This window comes from Bifidobacterium choladohabitans (assembly GCF_016102005.1).
Classification (GTDB): domain Bacteria; phylum Actinomycetota; class Actinomycetes; order Actinomycetales; family Bifidobacteriaceae; genus Bombiscardovia; species Bombiscardovia choladohabitans.
In genome coordinates this window covers 313,427-326,989 of record NZ_JACFPL010000002.1, presented here as the reverse complement: position 1 = coordinate 326,989, position 13,563 = coordinate 313,427, and the positions used below count along the sequence as shown (strand labels likewise).

Sequence of the window (13,563 nt, the reverse complement as noted above, 5' to 3'; positions counted from 1 at the left end):
AGGCAATCCATCACTACATTCGGTACATCTTGAGTCAAAGGAGACAATCCATGTCAACTGCGCCAAAAGAGGGCACCATCCTCTCCAGGGTGGAGCAAAGGGGCATCGAGCCCGTGCCCGAGGACCAGAGGAACGGGTCGCCCGGCCAGCTCTTCTGGGTCTGGTTCGCCGCCAACATCTCGATTCTGGGGATCCCTCTGGGAGCTACCCTGATTGCCCAGGGCCTCAACCTCTGGCAGGCCGTGCTCGCCACGACCATCGGAGCCTTCGGATCCTTCGCCCTGGTCGGCATCATCTCCATAGCCGGCAGAAGGGGCGGCGCCCCCACGCTGACCCTGTCCAGGGCCATTTTCGGCGTCAGAGGCAATGCGGGCCCCACCCTGGTGGCCCTGCTGTCCAGACTGGGCTGGGAGACGGTGAACACGATGACCGGCGCCTTTGCGCTGCTCTCCCTGATCGCCATCATCTTCGGCACCTCGGCCGATGCCAGGCGCTCCCCCTTCCTGACCTTCGTCTGCATCGCCGTCTTCGTGGCCCTGACCGTGGTGGTCTCGGCCGCCGGTCACGCCTTTATTCTCACCGTGCAGAAGTGGGCCACCTGGATATTCGGCGCCCTCACCCTCCTGGTGGCCATCTATCTGGCCACGACCGTCGACTGGTCCTCCTTCATCGGCAATGCCCCCGGCTCAGCCAGCGCCTTCCTGATCGGTGTCGGCACCATAGCCGCGGGGACGGGCATCGGCTGGGTCAACTCCGGCGCAGACATGGCCCGCTACCAGAAGACCTCGGTGAAATCCGGCTCTCTGGTCCTGACTGCAGCGGCGGGCGCCGGCATTCCACTGGTGGTCGTCATCGGCCTGGGGTCGGTCCTTACAGCTGGCAACTCCACCATTGCCTCCGCCGCCGATCCGGTCGCCGCGGTTCGAAGCGCCCTACCCGCCTGGGTCTCAATCCCCTATCTGATTGCCGCATTCGCCGGGCTGCTCATGTCCAACAACCTTTCCGTATATTCTGCCGGCCTGACCACCATCACCCTGGGCATCAGAATCCCCCGCGTCTACGCGGTCGTGGTCGACGTGGTGGTGACAACCTGCGGTGCCCTGTACTTCACACTGGGTTCCGACGGGTTCTACGGCCCCTTCGTCACCTTCATCTCCCTCTTGGCAGTGCCGCTGAGCACCTGGGCAGGCATCTTCCTGTCAGACATGATCTTCCGCAAGCGCTACGATTCCGACGGCCTTCTGAACCTTCGAGCCGACTCCCCCTACTGGTACTGGCACGGCGTCAACCTCCCAGCCATCATCAGCTGGCTGGTCGGAATAGTCGTCGGCTTCCTGTTCGTGACGGCCCAGGTCTCCAAGGACGAGGTCTGGTTCTCGGGACCGCTGGCCGACAGCTTCCTGGGCAGGAACGGCCTGGCATGGCTGGTTTCCCTCCTGCTGGGAGGAATTCTCTACGCCATTCTGCACGTCCTCTCCAAGGATTCCATGGCGGTGAGGAGCAGTGGCGATGACTGAGCCAAGGATCCTCCATCTCGGTCAGGTGGTGGTTGACCTGAGCATGGACATCGACCATCTACCGGAGCGCGGAGGGGATATTTTCGCCAGGCGAAGCGCCATAAACGTCGGCGGCGGGTACAACGTGATTCGCGCAGCCAGGCAGATGGGGGCGCCGATAGCCTATATGGGGGCGATCGGCACAGGTCCGATGGCGGACATGGCCCGTGGAGCCCTTGCAGCCCTGCGGGTCCCCGCCCAGGGGCCTGTGCTGGATGACTGTGATACCGGATACTCGGTAGCCATGATCGAGCCCTCGGGCGAACGCACCTTTGTGTCGGCAAGGGGCGCAGAGACCCGCGTACCGGAGGGCACCTACGAAGGCATGGACCTGGTTCCCGGCGATGTCGTCTACCTGAGCGGGTATTCCTTCTGCCACAAGGACAACACCCGGAGCCTGGTCGGATTCGCGCACTTGCACCAGGACGAAGGATTCCCTGTGCTCTTCGACCTGGGACCCATGGTGGCCGATATTGCACTGGATGTGCTTGATGCTGTCAACGGACTGCATCCGATTTGGTCGCTGAATGAACGCGAGGGACCAATCCTGGCGCAACGTCTGGGATGCCAACCCGAAACCGGCGACACAACCGGGCTGGAATCCGTCTGCCGTTCGCTTTCGCTGAGACTGGACAGTCCGGTGGTTCTCAGGGCCGGCGCCCGTGGTGCCTGGTACTGCCAGCCCAAGGATGCGAGGCAAATCAAGTACATTCCCACCCCACAGGTCCAGGCCATAGACACCAACGGTGCCGGCGATGCACACTCGGGCGTCCTCTGTGCGGGCATATTCCAGGGCCTGCCCATCGAAGAGGCGCTGACACTGGCCAACTGCGCAGGGGCCCTTTCCACTACGCAGCCAGGTCCAGCCACATGCCCAGATGAACAAGCCATACGAAAGGCTGCTGCCTCCCTGCAGGAGGGGCCAATGTAAACCAAGCCAAATACAGGCGACCGCCGACTGCATGCCGACGGTCGCCTGGCATCTCGAAGAGGGATCAGAGCAAGAGAATTCAGATCTGCTTGCCCAGCTGATCGGCTGCACGCAGCGCGTGAGCCACATCAGTCGGAGTCACCTCGAAGGGCATGTTGCCCATGGTCTCGTCAGGACCGCAGGCATGCTCGCCGACCTTGAGCAGATCCTCCTCGCTGGCCTGACCGATGCCGATCTGCTCCAGGGAGGTGGGCAGACCCACGCTCCGGAAGAAGTCGTAGACCTTGCGGGTCTCCTCCAGGGGCCGATCCTCAAGGACCAGCTGGGCCAGGGTACCGAAGGCCACCTTTTCGCCGTGCAACATGGAGTGGGTGCCCTCCAGGGCGGTCATTCCGTCATGAATGGCGTGGGCTGCAGCCAGGCCGGAGCTCTCGAAGCCCAGACCGCTCAGCAGTGTGTTGGCCTCGATGATCTTCTCCAGGGCGGCTGTGCGCACACCGGCCTTGGCAGCGGCCACGGCCTTGACCCCATCCTCCAGCAGGGTGTCGCGGCAGAGACGGGCCAGGGCGAAGGCGGCCATGGTGGCGTGCCCCCCGGTCATGGTCACCGCGTTCGACTGGACGCAGGCGGCCGCCTCATAATAGGTGGCGAAGGCATCGCCCAGCCCTGATACCAGGAAGCGCACCGGAGCCTTGGCGATCACGTCGGTATCCATAAGGACCACGTTGGGATTGGCGGGCAGGGGCAGGTAACGGTCGAAGACACCCTCAGGCGTGTAGAGTACGGACAGCCTTGAGCAAGGCGCATCCGAGGAGGCCGCCGTGGGCACAATCATGACCGGCAGGTGGGCGAAGTGGGCCACAGCCTTGGCGGTATCCAGGGTCTTGCCGCCGCCGATGCCGATCACCGCGTCACTGCCGCCCAAATGGTCACGATGACGGTCAATCTCCTCCATGGAGCACTCGCCGCCGAATTTCATCAGTTCGTAGGGGATCCCATCGTGCTCAAAGGAGGCGACGATGTCGTCGTGGTAGAGCCCGTCGATGACCGGATCGACGATCAGATGGGCGCCCTTGGTGCCCAGAGCCGCGTATTCTCCGGCCAGCTTTCCCATGGCGCCCTCCTGCTGAACATAGGAGCCTGGAGAGCACAGAACCTTACGCATATACACACCTTTCTCATCGCTGATCCCGCCTTCGGGACCAGATCCTTAGGGACGGGCCTCTTGGACCGCCCGAAAGTGACCCTAGTCACATTACATGGTGGGATGGGTGTGCCGCGCCGACTGACAGGTCAGTTACGAGGAGATGGACTGGTCGTGCTCGTCGGTGACGACTGTGGCGTAGGAGCCGTGCTTGAGGGACTTGGCGTGGAGCTGGTCGCGTCGGCAGACGGCGAAGGCGAGCTCGTGGGGTTCCCTCCCTGCGGTTGACTCTGCCCGGATCCCTGTTCGCTGCCTTGGTTCTGATTCGAGCCAGAGGGCTGGTTCTGAGGGGCACTCGGGGTCGTCTGATATTCAGGCTCCTCTGTGCGCCGCGCTGGCTTGGAGGGGGTCTCCTCCTCGCTGGGGGTTACCGTCTGGCTGGTCGGCGGGCTGACCACGTTGCGAACCACCTTGTCGGTGCCTTCGCCCTTGGTCAGGGCATTGATGGCCAGAGCGGAAAGCAGTACGGCCACCAGGGCGCTGACCACGGAGACGATGATGACGTTGCGACGGCGCTGATCCAGCTTCTTCCTACTGTTTGCCGTCATGGAGGCCGCATGGGTCCGTGGACCATTGCTGGACGAAACGGTCCTGCCGGTCTTGGCTGCCGACTTTTCGTCACCGACAGGGGGCATGACCTGGGTGGATCCATCCACCGGGGCCATGACCTGGGTGGATCCGTCGGCAGCATCGCTGGATTTGTCCGAATGACCCTTACCCTGGGCAGGCAAGGTGGTGGTCTGCCCATCGGCGCCCGAATCGGCATCCGAGTCAGCCCTGGAGTCGTCATCGTCCTGGTCAGCACCGCCGACCACGGACTCCTGCAGCTTCTGGCCAGAGGCTTCCAGAACATTCTTGTAGATCTGCGAGGCCACGGCAGAGACGATGGAACCGATGGCCACGCCGATGATGGATCCCGCCACTCCGATCTTGGCGGCAAGCCAGAAGGAGGTCATGGCTGCAAGAGCGCCGGCGATGATCTGCGCCCAGGAAATGTCATGAAAGAACTGCTTCACTCCGACCCCTTTTGATCCAACGGCTGGTTGCTGCGCTCTTATGGTAGCTGGTGGTCATGGCGATACTGTGATGGTCGTCCGACCGCCCAAGGACCTCAGTCGGTCTGGACCACCCCCCGGGGATTGTCCCAGTCCCCCCGCATGGCGATGGCCGGACCGCGATTGTAATCAATCATGGACCAGCGCAGACCGCCGTCCGGCAGATCCCGTGGCATCAATCGCGCCCAGTGGGCGTTGCGCATGGTGACCAGGCCCAGATATTCAGGATATGCGTTGGCCATGCCCAGCAAGGCCTGGAGAGCCTCAGCGATGAAGGACCCATGGGTGAAGACCATGAGATCCGTGTCCGGGCCAGCACGGTGGATCCACCGGTTCAGGGCTTCCAGGCCTCGTTTGCCCACCTGGGCCTTGGTCTCGGCACCGTGGAGCAGCTCTCCCCCGGCGCCCCGGGACCAGGATTCGTAATCCTCAGGCCAACGTTGACGAACCTCCTCGGCGCTGGCTCCCTCCCACTCGCCGAAGCCGCGTTCACGCAGCCCGGGATCAAGATGGACCGTCTGGCCCAAGGGGTCGGCGAAGGCATGAGCGGTAGCTGCGGCCCGGCCCAGGTCGGAGGAGACCACCAGCAGGTGACGGTCTTGGGGTGCGCCGTCCACATACTCAGCGCGGAGCTCTTCGGCTGTCCTCTCCACCTGCCAGCGGCCAACGCTGTTCAGGGGGATGTCGATCTGACCCTGCATCCGGTGCCCTGCGTTGTATGAGGTCTGCCCATGGCGGACCACGGTCATGGAGCGCACATGCCGTCCATCCTGCACGGCTGTATCCGAGTCAGTCATGGTTTTCCTGTGGGTCAACGAAACGGCTGCGCAGATCATCCCCATTCAGATCGTCCGCCTTGGAGGCCAGCTGGCCGTCCGGGTAATCATCCTTAAGGGTGAAGGGGTGCTCCAGCTGCAGGTCGATCTGGGGGCAGTCCTTCCAAAGCCGTTCCAGGTCGTAGTAGGCCCGGGCCTGCTTGTGCATGATGTGGATGACGAAGTCACCGTAGTCCAGCAGAACCCACTGGGCCTCCTGGACGCCCTCCCGCGAGCGCGGATCCAGGTTTTTCTGCAGATGGAGCTGCTTCTCCACCTCCTCGGCTATGGCCAGGACCTGGCGTTCGTTGCTGCCCGTGGCCACCATGAAGATGTCGGTGATGGCAATGGGCTGGGAGACGTCGAAGGCCACTACGTCCATGGCCTTGACATCGTTGGCGGCCCGAGCGGCCACCCGGACCGCGTCGATGGATTCCTGCAATGCTGGCACTTGTCACGCCTTTCCTTGTTGTGAAGCAGATGCTGTCAAGGTTACCGCTCCCAGGCGGGCTTCCAGTCCGGAACCTCATGCTGGTCGTTGGTGGAATAGACCATGGCCCCGTCCTCGACCGGATGGCGGATGACCGATCCTGCTCCGGTCGTAACCCCGTCGCCCACCTGGACGGGTGCCACGAAGAGGTTCCCTGCGCCCACATGCACTTCCGAGCCGATCTCGGTGCGGTTCTTGTGCACGCCGTCATAGTTGGCCGTGATGGACCCGCCTCCCACGTTGCTGTCGTGGCCTATATGGGCATCCCCCACATAGGAAAGATGGGGCACCTTGGTCCCATGGTCGATGGTGGCCTTCTTCATCTCCACGAAGGCCCCGGCCTTGGTGTCCTCGGCAAGGATGTTGCCAGCCCTCAGGTAGGTCCAGGGACCGATGTTGGCCCTGGCCCCGATTCGGGTCTCCTGCACGCGGGAACGCTCCACCTTGGCCTGCGGCTCGACGATGGCGTCAATCAGGGTGGTATAGGGGCCGATGACCGCGTCCGAGGCGATCTCGGTATGACCCTGCAGGAAGCATCCGGGCAGAATGACGGCATCCTGCTGGATGACCACGTCGTCCTCGATCCAGGTGGTGGCCGGGTCCAGGATGGTCACGCCCTGGCGCATGAACTCCTGGCAGACCCTCAGGTTGTGGGCCTTGGCCAGATCAGCCAACTGAATCCTGTCGTTGACGCCTTCGACCTTGAGCGGATCAGGCGCGGCGAAGGCCCCCACCCTACCCAGACGGCGGGCCGTCTCCAGGGCATCGGTCAGATAGAACTCCCCCTGGGCGTTGCTGTCGTCCAGACCGCGGACCGCCTGTCGCAGCAGATCAGTCTCGAAGACGTAGACGGAGGTGTTGACCTCCTTGACGGCCAGCTCGGTACCGGTGGCGTCCCGCTGTTCGACGATGCGCAGTACCCGTCCATCCTGGTCACGGATGATGCGGCCATATCCAGTGGGGTCGTCCAGATTGACGGTCAGCACGGTGGCCCCGTCGCCGGAGCTGACATGGTAGTCGAGCAGACTGTGCAGTGTGTCCGCATCCAGCAGGGGCATGTCCGAGGCGACGATCAGCACCTGGCCGTCGTGCCGGAGCTCCCCGTCCAGCTGGTCTACGGCGCACTGGACCGCACGCCCCGTTCCCGGTCGGCTATCCTGACGCACGATGCGCACCTGGGGATCATAGGAGCGTGCAGCCTGTGCCACCAGATCGGCCTGATGATGAACCACCACGGCCGTCAGCTCGGGATTGAGGGCGGTAACCGAAGTCATGACCCTCTGCAGGAAGGTCTTGCCTGCCAGGGTGTGCAGAACCTTGGGATGGGCCGAGTGCATGCGGGTGCCCTCGCCTGCGGCCAGAATGATGCCGGCGGTCAGCGTCTGCCCGCCGCTCAAAACTCCACCACCCCGCTCTCGGCGATGCCGATCAGGTCCTGAATGGAGTCCACCACCTGGTCAGGACGGTAGGGGAAGGTTTCCACCTCGGGTCGTGTGGTGATGCCAGTCAGCACCAGGAAGGTGTTCAGGCCGGCCTCGACTCCGGCCACCACGTCGGTGTCCATCCGATCGCCGATCATGGCCGTTGTCTCGGAGTGGCCGCCCACCCTGTTCAGGGCCGTGCGGAACATGATGGGATTGGGCTTGCCCACAAAGTAGGGCTCGCGGTTGGTGGCCTTGGTCACCAGGGCCGCCACCGCGCCGGCTGCCGGCAGGACGCCGTTCTCGCTGGGACCGGTGGCGTCAGGGTTGGTGCAGATGAAGCGAGCGCCACCCAGAATCAAGCGGATGGCTGTGGTGATGGACTCAAAGGAGTATGTCCGGGTCTCCCCCAGGATCACGTAGTCCGGTTTGATGTCGGAAAGAATGAAGCCGGCCTCGTGCAGGGCCGTGGTCAGTCCGGCCTCGCCGATCACATAGGCCGATCCCCGGGGCATGGTCCGGGATACGAAGTCGGCAGTGGCCAGCGCAGAGGTCCAGATCCGATCCTCGGGCACGTCGATGCCCGAACGGCCAAGGCGGGCCGAAAGGTCACGAGGAGTGTAGATGGGGTTGTTGGTCAGTACCAGATACTGGCGGTTGTTGCGCTTGAGGGTGTCGATGAATTCGGCAGCTCCGGGCAGGGCCGTGTTCTCGTGCACCAGCACGCCGTCCATGTCGGTGAGCCAGGTTTCGATCTTCTTGACTGCCAAGACAGTTCCTTTCGGTTGGTCACCGACCCCAAGGAGGCCGTCTCCGACCGGAATCGGCGAGCGTAAGCTCCCCCACCTGGATTCGAACCAAGACTAAGGGTTCCAAAGACCCGTGTGCTGCCTTTACACCATGGGGGAAAGGCGGAACCCTTCAGGCACCGCCAGGTTCATTATGCCACAGCCGGACGATTACGCCACGCCATGCCGCGCAGGCAGGGCGTCAAGCGAAGAGGAAGCCCTGGCCGTGATGGGCCGGATAGGTGTCGAAGAGCCGGGCCACCGAACCGTCCTCGAAGACCGCCTTGATGGCCGAGGCCAGCAGGGGCGCGATGGACAGCACGGTCAGGCCATCCCAACGCTTCTCCTGGGGGATGGGGACCGTGTCGGTCAGGATGACCTCCTTGGCCTTGCAGGACTTGAGCCGTTCCACGGCAGGCCCGGACATGACGCCATGGGTGGCCACGATGGTGATGGAGTTGGCGCCGGCCTCATCCAGCACATTGCAGGCCTCGGCAATGGTGCCGCCGGTGTCGATCAGGTCGTCCACCAGCACGCAGTCCAGGCCGCGCACGTCGCCCACCACCCGGTGGGCCACAGCCTTGTTTGGCTGGGTGATGTCACGGGTCTTGTGGATGAAGGCCAGGGGCACGCCTCCCAGGCGCTGGGCCCACTGCTCGGCCACCCGGATGCGGCCGGCATCTGGCGAGACCACGGCCACCTTGGACAGGTCCATACGGTCGCGCACATAGTCCACCAGCACCGGCATGGCGATCAGGTGGTCCACAGGCCCGTCGAAGAAGCCCTGGGACTGGGCGGCGTGCAGGTCGACCGACATGATCCGGTCCGCACCGGCCGCCTTGAGCAGGTCGAACATGAGCCGGCAGGAGATGGGCTCGCGGCCCAGGTGCTTCTTGTCCTGACGGGAGTAGCCCAGGAGCGGGCAGACAGCGGTGATGGATCGCGCCGAAGCCCTCTTGAGGGCGTCGATCATGATCAGCTGTTCCATGATGGACTTGTTGACCGGGTCCGAGTGGGTCTGCAGGACGAAGACATCCGCACCGCGCACCGACTCCGTGTAACGCACATACATCTCACCGTTGGCAAAGTCGTAGGCTGTCGTCTCGAGGACGTCAATGCCGAGTTGATCGGCCACGTCCGCCGCGAGTCTGGGATGGGCCCGGCCTGTGACAAGTATGAGATTTTTTCCTGGTCTGCCTTTGAGTATCGCGCTCACCATATCTCCAAACGTTGTTTTCGCTGAAGCGGACAGCCCCCATAATAATGGCGCGCGCTGACACAGCCGGACAGTCCGTGTTGGCGAGTCCGACGGTATGCGAAGCTCAGGAAGCCGAGCGATAGAGCCCGTGCTTGTTGATGTACTGCACCACCCCGTCCGGGACCAGGTACCAGACCGGCATGCCCCGGGCCGAACGACGCCGCACGTCCGTGGACGAGATGGACAGGGCCGGAATCTCCAGGGTATCCACCCGCTGGGCAGGCACCTGAAGGTCGTCCAGGCTGGAAGAGTAGCCGGGTCGGGAGACGGCCACGAACTTGGCCAGATCCCACATCCGGTTGGCATCCTTCCAGCGCATGATCTCGGCCACGGCATCCGCCCCGGTGATGAAGAAGAGGTCGCTGTCGGGGCGCATCCGCTTGATGTCGCGCAGGGTGTCCACCGTATAGGTGATGCCAGGACGCTCGATGTCCACCCGGGAGACCGTGAACTTGGGGTTGGAGGCCGTGGCGATCACGGTCATCAGATAGCGGTCCTCGGCATTGGTCACCGTCTTGTTCAGTTTGAAGGCCGGGCGGCCGGTGGGCACAAAGATGACCTCATCCAGGTCGTAGACCCAGGCCACCTCCGAGGCAGCCACCAAGTGGCCATTGTGAATGGGGTCGAAGGTGCCGCCCATGATCCCCACCCGGGGTCGGCGGTTATGGTGGGCAGGCCTACAGGACCCGTCAATATCCGATGGCTCCTGTCCGGTTTCTCCCTCCTTGGACAGTTCAGACATCATCCGGTTCACGCCTGCTCGCCCTCCCGTCTGGCTTCCGAGGCGTTCTCCTCGTTCTCGGACTCGGCCTCCTGGCGCATCTGCTCGGCGCTGGGGTTGACCCGGTCAGGATCGATCCGCTCCATGTCGGCATTCCACTCCTCCTGGACCACGCGGCGGATCTCGGAGTAGGTGGGCAGGGGGAAGCCCGGCTGGTAGGCCCGACGGACCTGGGCCACGCATCCGGTGATGGCTACCAATGAATCGGACAGGTCGGCGATGCGACCCTCCTGCTCCTGTTTGCGGAAGACCGGCACACGCTCCTCCATGACGGTGATGTCCTGCCTGACCTGGTTGAGCTGGTCCTGGTCCAGGTCATGCACATCATCGGCATGTTCATCAGGCCAGCCAATCAGGACCGCATCGGCGTACTCCAGGCAGGAACGCTGGTCCGCATCCGGGATGCCGTCCTCGATTTGGACCAGAAAGACGTACCGCAGCAGGCTCAGCCGCTCTGAAGCCACCCTCAGCCAGATACGCGGATTGTCGTGCTCGCGTTGGAAGAGCTCTTCGATCTTCTCGTTCACGGCCGCACCTGCCCCCTGCCGTAGCCGATCCATTTGGTGGTGGTAAGCTCCTGCAGACCCATGGGTCCTCGGGCATGCAGCTTCTGGGTGGAGATGCCCAGCTCCGCGCCCATGCCGAACATGCCACCATCGGTGAATCTGGTTGAGGCATTGACCATGATCACAGCCGAATCCACCCGGCGGGAGAACTCCTCCACAGCCTCGTAGTCCCGGGCCAGGATGGCCTCGGTATGGCCGGTGGAGTGACGGTTGATGTGCTCGATGGCCTGATCCAGGGAGTCCACCACACGTACCCCCATCTTCAGGTCCAGATACTCACGATCCCAGTCATCCTCTTCTGCGCGGACCAGCAGCTCTTCGGGCAGACCATGTCCGGCAAGGATGTCCATGGAGACCGCATCCAGGTGCAGCTCGACCTGGGCCTGGGTCAGCGCTTGCGCCACACGTGGCAGGAATTCATCGGCCACATCCCGGTGGACGATCAGTTTTTCGGCGGCGTTGCAGACGCCCACCCGCTGGGTCTTGGCGTTGACGATGATGGGAATGGCCTGATCCATGTCCACCGAGCGGTCCACATAAATATGGACATTGCCAGCCCCGGTCTCGATGGTGGGTACGGTGGCCTGCTCGATTACGCTGCGGATCAGCCCTCGGCCACCCCTGGGCACCAGCAGATCGACGTGGCCGCGTGCCTTCATCAGGGCCTGGGCCCCCTCGCGACCGTATCGGTCCACGGAAGCCACCAGAGCCGAATCCAACCCCTGCTCACGAAGCACCCCGCCTATCAGCTCCACCAGGGCGCGATTGGTGCGCTGGGCCGCGTGACCCCCTCGCAGGAGGGCCGCATTGCCGGACTTGAGGCAGAGGGCCACCACATCGATGGTGACATTGGGCCGGGCCTCGTAGATCATGGCCACCACGCCCAGGGGAACCCGCACCTGATTGAGCCGCATGCCGTTGGGCATGTCATGGCCGCGAACCACCTCGCCCAGGGGATCGGTCAGCCCGGCCACCATGCGCACGCCCCGGGCGGCATCAGCGATACGAACCTTGTCCAGGCGCAGACGGTCGATCAGACCGGCGCTCATCCCTTCTTCAAAAGCCTGGGTGCAGTCCTGTTCATTGACTGCGGCAATCTGATCGGCCTGGTCGATCAACGCATCGGCCAGGGCCAGCAGGAGGGCATTCCTGGCCTGACCGGTCATGCCCGCCAGACCTGCCTGTGCGGCGGCCGCCGCATCAGCCATGGCACAGACCCGATCGAACACATCCTGACGATCGGAGTTCTCGTTTTCACTCATGTTCGTCAGATCCTTTCGCCCTGGCGTGTCCGCCAGACCCATATTCTGTACCGATTGTAACCCTCTGCGGGGGCAATGACGACAGGAGGAGGGAGGGCATTGCTGCGCCTCCCTCCTATAAGGGCCGTTCAGTGGGTCTGGTCCAGCTCAGGATAGAGCGGGAAGGCCTCGACCAGCCGGTCCACCCGGGCCTTGAGGGCATCCAGATCCGCCTGGGGACCCTGGGCCAGCGCAGTGCCGATCACGTCGGCCACCTCCTCATACTGAGCCGGGCCGAATCCGCGTGTGGCCAGGGCGGAGGTTCCGATGCGCAGACCGGAGGCCACAGATGCCGGGCGCGGATCGAAGGGCACCGTATTGCGGTTGACGGTGATGCCGATCCTGGCCAGCAGGTCCTCCCCCTGACGGCCGTCCATCTCGCTGTTGCGCAGATCCACCATGACCAGGTGGACGTCCGTACCTCCAGTGAGCACGGTGATGCCGTTGTCGGCCACATCCTTGGCCATCAGACGCTCGGCCAGAATCTTGGCGCCCTCCAGGGTGCGCTCCATCCTTTCCTTGAATTCAGGCGTGCCGGCCAGCTTGAAAGCCACGGCCTTGGCGGCGATCACATGCATGAGCGGTCCGCCCTGGTTGCCGGGGAAGACCGAGGAGTTGAGCTTCTTGGCATACTCCTGACGAGCCAGGATGAACCCGGACCTGGGTCCGCCCAGGGTCTTGTGGGCCGTGGAGGAGACCACATCGGCATAGGGCACTGGGCTGGGATGCAGACCGGCTGCCACCATACCCGCGAAGTGGGCCATATCCACCCAGAACTTGGCCCCCACCTCGTCAGCGATCTCCTTCATGGCTGCAAAGTCCTCAATGCGCGGATAGGCGCTCCACCCGCCGATGATTAAGGCCGGATGGGTCTCCAGGGCCCGTTGACGGATAATCTCGGGCTCGATGCGGAAGGTGTCCGGATCGACCCCGTAGGATTCGGCATGATAAAAGCGTCCGGAGAAGTTGATCTTCATTCCGTGAGTCAGGTGGCCGCCATGGTCCAGGGCCAGTCCCAGCACGGTGTCGCCGGGCTTAATCAGGGCCTGGTAAACGGCGGCATTGGCCTGGGCGCCCGAATGGGGCTGGACGTTGGCATATTCGGCGCCGAACAGGGCCTTGGCACGGTCCCGGGCCAGGTTCTCGACCTGGTCCACCCACTCGCATCCGCCGTAGTAGCGTCTGCCGGGATAGCCCTCGGCGTACTTGTTGGTCAGCACGGATCCCTGGGCCTGCAGGACGGCCTTGGGCACGAAGTTCTCAGAGGCGATCATCTCCAGGCCGCCGCGCTGACGCTCCAACTCCCCATCCAGCAGTGCGGCGATCTCCGGATCCACCTGCGAGATCGAAGAGTTCAGGACATCGTAGGATTGCTGTACCGGGTTCTCTTCGACCAT

The 13,563-nt window shown here is 63.6% G+C and carries 13 protein-coding genes and 1 tRNA gene; 2 read left to right on the top strand and 12 right to left on the bottom strand.

The window, feature by feature from the left end; all coding sequences use genetic code 11:
- Positions 1-50: 50 nt before the first annotated feature.
- Entirely contained in the window at positions 51-1,517 is a 1,467-nt protein-coding gene (locus H3S97_RS04845) for a purine-cytosine permease family protein (RefSeq protein ID WP_198219819.1), read from the top strand.
- On the top strand, positions 1,510-2,487 hold the full coding sequence (locus tag H3S97_RS04840; protein WP_198219818.1) for a PfkB family carbohydrate kinase: 978 nt from the start codon (positions 1,510-1,512) through the stop codon (positions 2,485-2,487). Before H3S97_RS04845 ends, H3S97_RS04840 begins: the two co-directional genes overlap by 8 nt.
- A gap of 79 nt (positions 2,488-2,566) precedes the next feature.
- On the opposite strand, the gene H3S97_RS04835 is transcribed toward H3S97_RS04840, so the two are convergent.
- The 12 genes from H3S97_RS04835 to glyA form a co-directional block, all read right to left on the bottom strand.
- On the bottom strand, positions 2,567-3,652 hold the full coding sequence (locus H3S97_RS04835) for a glycerol dehydrogenase (RefSeq protein ID WP_198219817.1): 1,086 nt from the start codon (positions 3,650-3,652) through the stop codon (positions 2,567-2,569).
- Between the two features lie 128 nt (positions 3,653-3,780).
- Positions 3,781-4,707 (bottom strand): hypothetical protein, encoded by a 927-nt coding sequence (locus tag H3S97_RS04830; RefSeq protein WP_198219816.1) that lies wholly within the window; start codon positions 4,705-4,707, stop codon positions 3,781-3,783.
- A 95-nt stretch (positions 4,708-4,802) separates the two neighbouring features.
- Complete coding sequence (locus H3S97_RS04825) at positions 4,803-5,543, bottom strand: histidine phosphatase family protein (protein WP_198176539.1); 741 nt, start codon at positions 5,541-5,543, stop codon at positions 4,803-4,805.
- Positions 5,536-6,012 carry a ribosome silencing factor gene (gene rsfS / locus H3S97_RS04820; RefSeq protein WP_198219815.1) on the bottom strand — a complete coding sequence of 159 codons (477 nt, stop codon included), beginning with the start codon at positions 6,010-6,012 and terminating at the stop codon, positions 5,536-5,538. Before rsfS ends, H3S97_RS04825 begins: the two co-directional genes overlap by 8 nt.
- Positions 6,013-6,053: 41 nt before the next feature.
- Positions 6,054-7,430: a bifunctional UDP-N-acetylglucosamine diphosphorylase/glucosamine-1-phosphate N-acetyltransferase GlmU gene (gene glmU, locus H3S97_RS04815; RefSeq protein WP_269749250.1), complete on the bottom strand. Its 1,377-nt coding sequence runs from the start codon at positions 7,428-7,430 to the stop codon at positions 6,054-6,056.
- A gap of 14 nt (positions 7,431-7,444) precedes the next feature.
- Positions 7,445-8,242 carry an HAD-IIA family hydrolase gene (locus tag H3S97_RS04810; protein WP_101432244.1) on the bottom strand — a complete coding sequence of 266 codons (798 nt, stop codon included), beginning with the start codon at positions 8,240-8,242 and terminating at the stop codon, positions 7,445-7,447.
- Between the two features lie 67 nt (positions 8,243-8,309).
- A tRNA-Gln gene (locus tag H3S97_RS04805) sits at positions 8,310-8,380 on the bottom strand.
- An 82-nt stretch (positions 8,381-8,462) separates the two neighbouring features.
- A complete protein-coding gene (locus tag H3S97_RS04800) occupies positions 8,463-9,479 on the bottom strand; it encodes a ribose-phosphate diphosphokinase (protein WP_154313630.1) in 1,017 nt (338 codons plus the stop codon).
- 103 nt (positions 9,480-9,582) lie between these two features.
- Positions 9,583-10,263 (bottom strand): nicotinate-nucleotide adenylyltransferase, encoded by a 681-nt coding sequence (gene nadD / locus H3S97_RS04795; protein ID WP_110412731.1) that lies wholly within the window; start codon positions 10,261-10,263, stop codon positions 9,583-9,585.
- A gap of 5 nt (positions 10,264-10,268) precedes the next feature.
- Positions 10,269-10,826: a phosphoribosylglycinamide synthetase gene (locus H3S97_RS04790; RefSeq protein ID WP_198219813.1), complete on the bottom strand. Its 558-nt coding sequence runs from the start codon at positions 10,824-10,826 to the stop codon at positions 10,269-10,271.
- Complete coding sequence (locus H3S97_RS04785) at positions 10,823-12,127, bottom strand: glutamate-5-semialdehyde dehydrogenase (RefSeq protein ID WP_198184397.1); 1,305 nt, start codon at positions 12,125-12,127, stop codon at positions 10,823-10,825. The genes H3S97_RS04790 and H3S97_RS04785 overlap by 4 nt, the downstream gene beginning before the upstream one ends.
- Before the next feature lie 128 nt (positions 12,128-12,255).
- Positions 12,256-13,563, bottom strand: coding sequence for a serine hydroxymethyltransferase (gene glyA / locus H3S97_RS04780; protein WP_045935291.1), 1,308 nt, complete (start codon positions 13,561-13,563; stop codon positions 12,256-12,258).

Bases quoted from the DNA above. Each gene is read 5' to 3' on its own strand.
- H3S97_RS04845 (WP_198219819.1), top strand. From the start codon at position 51: ATGTCAACTGCGCCAAAAGAGGGCACCATCCTCTCCAGGGTGGAGCAA.
- H3S97_RS04840 (WP_198219818.1), top strand. From the start codon at position 1,510: ATGACTGAGCCAAGGATCCTCCATCTCGGTCAGGTGGTGGTTGACCTG.
- H3S97_RS04835 (WP_198219817.1), bottom strand. From the start codon at position 3,652: ATGCGTAAGGTTCTGTGCTCTCCAGGCTCCTATGTTCAGCAGGAGGGC.
- H3S97_RS04825 (WP_198176539.1), bottom strand. From the start codon at position 5,543: ATGACTGACTCGGATACAGCCGTGCAGGATGGACGGCATGTGCGCTCC.
- H3S97_RS04800 (WP_154313630.1), bottom strand. From the start codon at position 9,479: ATGGTGAGCGCGATACTCAAAGGCAGACCAGGAAAAAATCTCATACTT.
- nadD (WP_110412731.1), bottom strand. From the start codon at position 10,263: ATGATGTCTGAACTGTCCAAGGAGGGAGAAACCGGACAGGAGCCATCG.
- H3S97_RS04785 (WP_198184397.1), bottom strand. From the start codon at position 12,127: ATGAGTGAAAACGAGAACTCCGATCGTCAGGATGTGTTCGATCGGGTC.
- glyA (WP_045935291.1), bottom strand. From the start codon at position 13,563: ATGGTCGAAGAGAACCCGGTACAGCAATCCTACGATGTCCTGAACTCT.